Genomic DNA, 6,438 nt, shown 5'->3' on the forward strand with positions numbered 1-6,438 from the left:
TCAGAAACGGCAGAACAATTAATATAGAAGGCGAGAAGGGGACGGAGGCTCGACGATGGTGGTGGAAGTCACGATTACCGATGTTCAAGGATTCGAGATCCTGGACTCGCGGGGCAACCCCACGCTCTCTGTCGAAGTCACTACCTCGGACGGGAGCCGGGGAATTGCCGCCGTACCCTCCGGCGCCTCGACCGGCGCGCGCGAAGCGCTCGAACTCCGCGATGGAGACAAGGATCGCTATCTCGGCAAGGGCGTGCTCGCCGCCATATCCCACGTCAACGGCGAACTCGCGAAGCTGGTAATAGGAACCAAGCTTGCGGGCCTGGACGAGCAAGCGGCGCTCGACCGCAGGCTGATCGATTGCGACGGCAGCGAAGCCAAGTCGCGTCTCGGCGCCAACGCAATCCTCGGGGTTTCCCTCGCCGCGGCCCACGCCGCCGCGGACGCCGGGGGCGTGCCCTTCTATCGCTTCATCGACAACAACGCCCACGTGTTGCCCGCACCGATGATGAACGTGATCAACGGGGGTGCCCACGCGGACAACAACGTCGACCTGCAAGAGTTCATGCTCTATCCCCTGGGCGCGCCGAGTTTCAGGGAAGCGTTGCGTTGGGGTGCGGAGGTCTTCCACGCCCTCAAGGACATCATCAACCAAAAGGGCTACTCGACCGCGGTCGGGGACGAAGGCGGCTTTGCGCCGGACCTCAGCAGCAACCGCGAAGCCATCGAACTGGTGATGACTGCGATCGAGTCGGCGGGCTACCGCCCTGGTGTCGACATCTCGATCGCTCTCGACCCTGCATCGAGCGAGTTCTACAAAGACGGCCGCTACGTCCTCGCCGGCGAAAACGAGACCAGGACTTCAGCGCAGATGATCGAATTCTGGAAGGATTGGATTTCCAATTATCCCGTGGTGTCGATCGAAGACGGCCTGGCGGAAACCGACTGGGCGGGTTGGTCCGCGTTGGTCAAAGAGGTGGGGGACCGAGTGCAGATCGTGGGCGACGATCTCTTCGTCACAAACCCGAGCATCTTGAAGCGCGGCATCGAAGAGCAGGCCGCCAACTCGATCCTCATCAAGCTGAACCAGATCGGAACCCTCAGCGAAACCCTGGAAGCCATCGCGATGGCGAAGGCAGCGGGCTTTTCGTCGGTGATCTCGCACCGTTCGGGGGAGACCGAGGACACGACCATTGCCGACCTCGCCGTGGGGACCGGTGTCGGACAGATCAAGACGGGCTCACTGTGCCGCTCCGAGCGCGTTGCCAAGTACAACCGTTTGCTCCGCATCGAAGCCGAACTCGGCGATCGGGCGGTCTACGCCGGCGCGAGCTGTCTGTCGGGCGCCGCGGGCTCAACGTGACAGCGACGCGGCAAAGCGCTCGCGCGGTGTGGCTTCGCGCTATCACTTTACTGTGTATCTGTTCCAGTTTGATCGCTGGGATGGGGGCGTTCCCGACGCGCGCCGAGGCGCACGTTCCCCGGGCCGATCGTGTGATCGACGCCGTCGCGGTTGCGAACGTATCCGGTCGTCGGGTGCGGGCACTTCGGTACACGCTCAAGCTCCACATCGGGGACGGGCCACCGGTCGCGGTGGGGGACCTCGTCAGCCATCCCACGGGCCTGGCGCGACTCGAGCTTCGGGCGAGCGGCGGATTGATCGAGCGACACATTCTATTGGGCGATCAACACAGCGCGGCGCGCAACGCCCGGCTGTTGGTTCGCCCGAGAGCTTTTCTCCCGCCGCTATTCGTGCTGCAGTCCAACTCCGGGGCCGTGCTCGAGGCCGCGTTGGAAACCCTCGGCGTCGACCGCGACCTGATGGGCCTGGCGCCCTGTGGCGAAAACGATTGCTACGTCATCGGAGACCCGACGCGCGCGGTGCGTCGCCCCCGCCTGGCGCCCCCGGTTGATGATGTTCTCGGTGAAGACGTCGATATCGACGCTAGTGCCGACGATTCAGGTAACGGAGACAACTCCAATTCCGAATCCACTGCCGAACAGAAGGCCGAGAACGCAAAGCCTGCGAAAGCAGTAGAAGAAGACGAAGCGGGTGGCCCCACGGAGTACTTCGCCAGCCTGTGGGTGGACACGGTCGACCACCGGGTCCGACAGATCGAGTCGCGCGACGGGGTGCGGGTAGTGCTCGGGCCCTACGTGTCGTTCGAGCGCTTGAGTGTCCCATCGTGGTGGAGCATTGAAGAGCCGGGCAAACGACCCGTTCGCTTTGAGGTCGAAGGCGTGATCGAGGTCAACGCCCCGGCCGCGGCGTTCAGCAAAGCCTGGCTCATGGCCCCAGTCACGGGTCCCGATCCCGCCAGCGAACCCGAGACACCGCCCAATCCGGACGCGGCCCCAGCCGGCGAGCCCGCGCAATCGCCAAGCCCCGCTCCCACTCCTCCGTCGCCCTAGAGCTCTTCCTGGCCCACCCGAGCGTCTGTTTTCCGCCACACCTGTAGATTTTTCCCAGCAGCGCCCAAAAAAATACCGACACATTTCAATTCAGAGCTAATGCAACTAGGTAGAAATACCGAACAGATTCTCCTGTAAGGCCGAACACAAAAATCCTTGAAAAGTTCGAGGGTTAGATGGGTTCGGCGCACGTTGTAGATGGGGAGTGATACACCGGCCTTGCCGAGGTGTTGCCGACTCTACGCTAGGGGAGAACCATGAGCAGCCAGCATTACTTGAATGTTCTCGTTGTTGATCGTGACGAAGAATCCAATCTCGCCATCAAGAACGTTTTGGCCGAAGACGGCCATCGCGTGACCGCACTCTCGGACGCATCCCAGATTCCATCCGAAATCCGGGACAATCGCTACCAGATCGTGGTCCTCGACGTATCGCCCGGAACGGGTGGCGCAGAGGCCCTCGAGGCGATTCGCGCCCAGGACAGCGACCTCTGCGTGATTGCCACTACCGGTATCGCGTCAGTGGAAGCCGCAGTCGCGACCATGAAGAACCAAGCGTTCCACTATCTCCAGAAGCCTATTGATGCCGACGAATTCCGCGCCGTGCTGAACGACGCCATCACGGAGAAGGGTTTGCTCATCGATCTCGAAACCCGTCTCAACTCGGTCGTGGGCGGTCGCATCCGCGAATTGCGCCACTCGCGCCCGCTGACCCTCAAGCAGCTCGCCAACCGCACCGGCCTTTCGGTGAGCCTGATTTCTCAAATCGAACTCGGCAAGAGCGCAGCCTCGATGTCGACGCTCCACAAGCTCGCAACGTCGCTCCAGACTCGAATGACCTACTTCTTCGAGACCGTATAGGGGCGAAAGCACTTTGGGTCAGAGCGCGGCGAATCCCCACGTCATCCCCTGACCCACTCCCCGCGTATCCGCCCGAGGCGGGTCGATCGACAAAGGCCCCGGCCAGTCGATCCGCCCGCCCGGTGGAAGCGCCCCAATTCCTTGACGGCCAAAATCCTTCGCCCTACCGTCTCGCCTCGCCCGCGGAACCTCGCGCAAGCGAGAGTCTGTACCAGCCGATAGCTTCTATATAGGGGTTGGTAGATCGGGCGGTCTCCCCGAGCTCTAGCGGGGGACCGAATTCCAGTTTCGTGGGGCCGTAGCTCAGCTGGGAGAGCGCTGCGTTCGCAACGCAGAGGTCGGCGGTTCGAGCCCGCTCGGCTCCACCATTTATTCTGTCTACCCGCATGCATCTCGACCTGCACCTGAATTTGAATCCAGTTGGCGTCCGTCAGTTACAGTACGCCTGCTCAACGATCCCAAGCTTCGCTATGACCTTAAATCCGGATATATTGCGCAGATCATTCCGCTGAGCGAACACCACCTGCAAAAGGCCGTGAAAGAGAATCCGGAGCATTGCCACTATGAGCGAAATCACCAGGGATCCGACAACCAGCTGATCGTGAAGGCAATTGACGAACTCAATATGGTGGGTGCCGTCGACAGTAGAGAGAGACTCGGAGGTAACTTTACTTACTACCATCGGAGGGCCGCGTAGACCGTGGGTCCTACTTCATCATCATTCCCATCATTCCGCCGCACATCATTTTCGGCATGCCCCGCATCATTTTGTGCATCTGCCGTCGCTGCGCGACCAATACCGTCAACAGCTCCTCCATCGCGGCCATCTTCTCCGCGCCATCAGCGGCTCGCATCCGCCCGACCAACTCATCGACCGCCTCGTTCGTGGTCTCCATATCCTCCATTTCCATCTTCCCCATCATCTGCATACACGTCTCCATCTGGGGCGACTCCCCCATTTTCATCATTCCCATTCCCATCTTCCCACGCTCCATCGTCGACTCTTGGCTCCAGACGGTCGCTGTGAAAAAGAGCGCCAAAACGAGTGTCATTCCCGTGATCGTTCGCTTCATCGTGTTCTCTCCTTATTGTGGGTAGCGTTGGATTTTGCATTACCTTCATTCGTAGGTATCATGTCAACATGCGCAGGGAGTCGGCCGCCGAGGCGATGATCCGCTTATGATGAGGTTGAGGCCCTTTCGGAATCGCACGATGATTCGGGCACCCCAGTAGCAAATTGCTCATTGGAATGATCCCCCGTCAACCGATCGACTGCGTTCAAAACGGCACGTTGAAAGGCACCGGGCTCTTCGAAGTGCGGCATGTGCCCGGCGTCCTCCAGCCAGACCAACGTTTTCCCTCGAGGTGCGACGAGCGAGCTAAAATATCGATCGATCAGCTCGCCGGGGATGAGTGGATCTTTGCGCCCCTGGATGAACACCACGGGGACTTCAAACGATCGAATCTCTTCGAACAGGTCCACGTCCCCGAGCGGCTCCCAGAGATGGTCTAACGAAAAGCGCATTCCTTTTCGAAATCGGTTCAGGTCGCCAATTGAATAGTACGGAGAGCTGACCATCTCGCCTACCACCTTCCATTTCGCGACCATCGAACGGTCTTGGAATTTCGCCAGCCATTCGCAGGCGAGGAGATGGTCGTCCGGCCGCGCAAACGGGGGTGCACCGATCGCTTCAAGATCGGCAACGGCGGAGGCGTTGTACTCCGACTTTGCTGTCTCTAGCGTTCTCTCATAGAGCAACTTCTGCGTTTCCATGACATTGGTTACCTGGCTCACGCCGATGTAGGCGTTGAAGAGCTCCGGATACCTCGCCGCTGTCTTGGCCCCGACAACCGATCCCCACGAGTGCCCCAGTAAGTAGATCTTGTCTTTATCAAACCTCTCGATCAGGCGCTGTGTCAGAGCTCGGGCATCGGAAACGAACTGGTCGATCTTCATCGCCTCAGGCGGAACGGAGGTGGAAAAAGACTTCCCGGCGCCTCTCTGATCCCACTGAACGACCACAAATCGTTTCTCCAGATCCGCGTTCAGGTGGGACAGCGGCATGTTGGGCACACCTGGCCCGCCGTGAACAAACAGCAGTACCTCGTCGGAGGCGTCGTGTCCCCGGATAAGGATCCACTGGTCGACTCCGCCAAGCCTTACCTTTTCAAGCGAATCGATGCCGGGCGGTACGGCGATCTTGGTGGCCTCAGCAATGCGCTTTTGCGCCGAGCGGCGCATACCCAACGTGATGCTCAGACCGGCGACCGCAAGTACGAGCATCACCAGGACCGTTCGCAGCAAGAGACGTTTCCATCTTTGTTGCTGGAGTTCAGCCATGGGCGGCAATGGTACAGAAACTGAGTTATGCCTCATTCGAGGACTCAGTGGCTCTGGTACCAGCCCACCGCCCTAATTTCGTTCCATGCCGTCACCTGGTGGCAGGAATGACAGTCGCGGACTGCTGCGTTTGGCTGGCCAGCCACTGTGGCGCACACCTTCTTGAAGTGTGGGGTGGAATGGCAAGGGGGGGCACGATGGCACTGTGCACAGTCCGTTGAAGCGTTGGAAGGGTGCCGAGACTCCGGGATCACCCAGCCGCTAGTCCCGTGACACGCTCCGCAATCACTCCCGAACATCCCCCGATGCGCGTCGCTCTCCGCATGGCAGGTCGCGCATTGGAGCACCGCCTCGGCGGGTGCTAGGCGACTTGCCCCCGGTTCATCGCTGCCGACCGGGGATTCCGCGATCCAGCTGGAAAGGTGCTGGGCAACCGACCGACCGGCTTCGGATTCCCCGCTTGTCAGCAAGCCGAGTCCCATCGTTGCTAGGGCCACGTGGTCCATTCGCGTCGGGGGTGCGCTTGCGCCCAGATGCTCGGGATGACAAGCCCTACAGTCACGGACGGACGCGTGGAAGGTCAGCTCAGGCCAGATCAGAAGCCGCTCTTCGGTTGCGTGGCATGCGATGCACTTCGTCCGTGACGCTCCGATGACTGTGGTGTGACACGCACCGCAGTCTCCCTCCAGGCGGCTGTGAGCCGCCGACAGGTCCCCGGGACTCGCGAGTCGCTGCCACGCAGCGAGCTGCTTGATCGGCGCATCATCCGGCTGGGCATGCCACAGCACGCCAACGGCGCCGACCAGGGCGAGAGCTGCACCGCCG

5 protein-coding genes and 1 tRNA gene are annotated in these 6,438 nt (G+C 60.8%); 4 read left to right on the forward strand and 2 right to left on the reverse strand.

Annotated features, from left to right (window positions below; translation table 11 throughout):
• Nucleotides 1-55 precede the first annotated feature (55 nt).
• The 4 genes from eno (at nt 56) to IH881_09480 (ending at nt 3,640) form a co-directional block, all read left to right on the forward strand.
• Nucleotides 56-1,363, forward strand: a complete 1,308-nt coding sequence (eno, locus tag IH881_09465) for a phosphopyruvate hydratase (GenBank protein MCH7867913.1) — start codon at nt 56-58, stop codon at nt 1,361-1,363.
• A gap of 80 nt (nt 1,364-1,443) precedes the next feature.
• The gene (locus tag IH881_09470; GenBank protein ID MCH7867914.1) at nt 1,444-2,412 is read left to right on the forward strand and encodes a hypothetical protein; all 969 of its coding nucleotides are present in this window, start codon (nt 1,444-1,446) and stop codon (nt 2,410-2,412) included.
• Between the two features lie 257 nt (nt 2,413-2,669).
• A complete protein-coding gene (locus IH881_09475) occupies nt 2,670-3,272 on the forward strand; it encodes a response regulator (GenBank protein ID MCH7867915.1) in 603 nt (200 codons plus the stop codon).
• Nucleotides 3,273-3,564: 292 nt separating this feature from the next.
• Nucleotides 3,565-3,640, forward strand: a tRNA-Ala gene (locus IH881_09480).
• 339 nt (nt 3,641-3,979) lie between these two features.
• Here the strand turns inward: IH881_09480 and IH881_09485 are convergent.
• On the reverse strand, nt 3,980-4,345 hold the full coding sequence (locus IH881_09485; protein ID MCH7867916.1) for a hypothetical protein: 366 nt from the start codon (nt 4,343-4,345) through the stop codon (nt 3,980-3,982).
• Between the two features lie 104 nt (nt 4,346-4,449).
• Nucleotides 4,450-5,613, reverse strand: a complete 1,164-nt coding sequence (locus IH881_09490; protein MCH7867917.1) for an alpha/beta hydrolase — start codon at nt 5,611-5,613, stop codon at nt 4,450-4,452.
• Nucleotides 5,614-6,438: the final 825 nt, after the last annotated feature.

It is taken from the genome of Myxococcales bacterium (assembly GCA_022563535.1).
Lineage (GTDB): Bacteria > Myxococcota_A > UBA9160 > UBA9160 > UBA4427 > DUBZ01.

Bases quoted from the DNA above. Each gene is read 5' to 3' on its own strand.
- IH881_09485 (MCH7867916.1), bottom strand. From the start codon at position 4,345: ATGAAGCGAACGATCACGGGAATGACACTCGTTTTGGCGCTCTTTTTC.
- eno (MCH7867913.1), top strand. From the start codon at position 56: ATGGTGGTGGAAGTCACGATTACCGATGTTCAAGGATTCGAGATCCTG.
- IH881_09490 (MCH7867917.1), bottom strand. From the start codon at position 5,613: ATGGCTGAACTCCAGCAACAAAGATGGAAACGTCTCTTGCTGCGAACG.
- IH881_09470 (MCH7867914.1), top strand. From the start codon at position 1,444: ATGGGGGCGTTCCCGACGCGCGCCGAGGCGCACGTTCCCCGGGCCGAT.
- IH881_09475 (MCH7867915.1), top strand. From the start codon at position 2,670: ATGAGCAGCCAGCATTACTTGAATGTTCTCGTTGTTGATCGTGACGAA.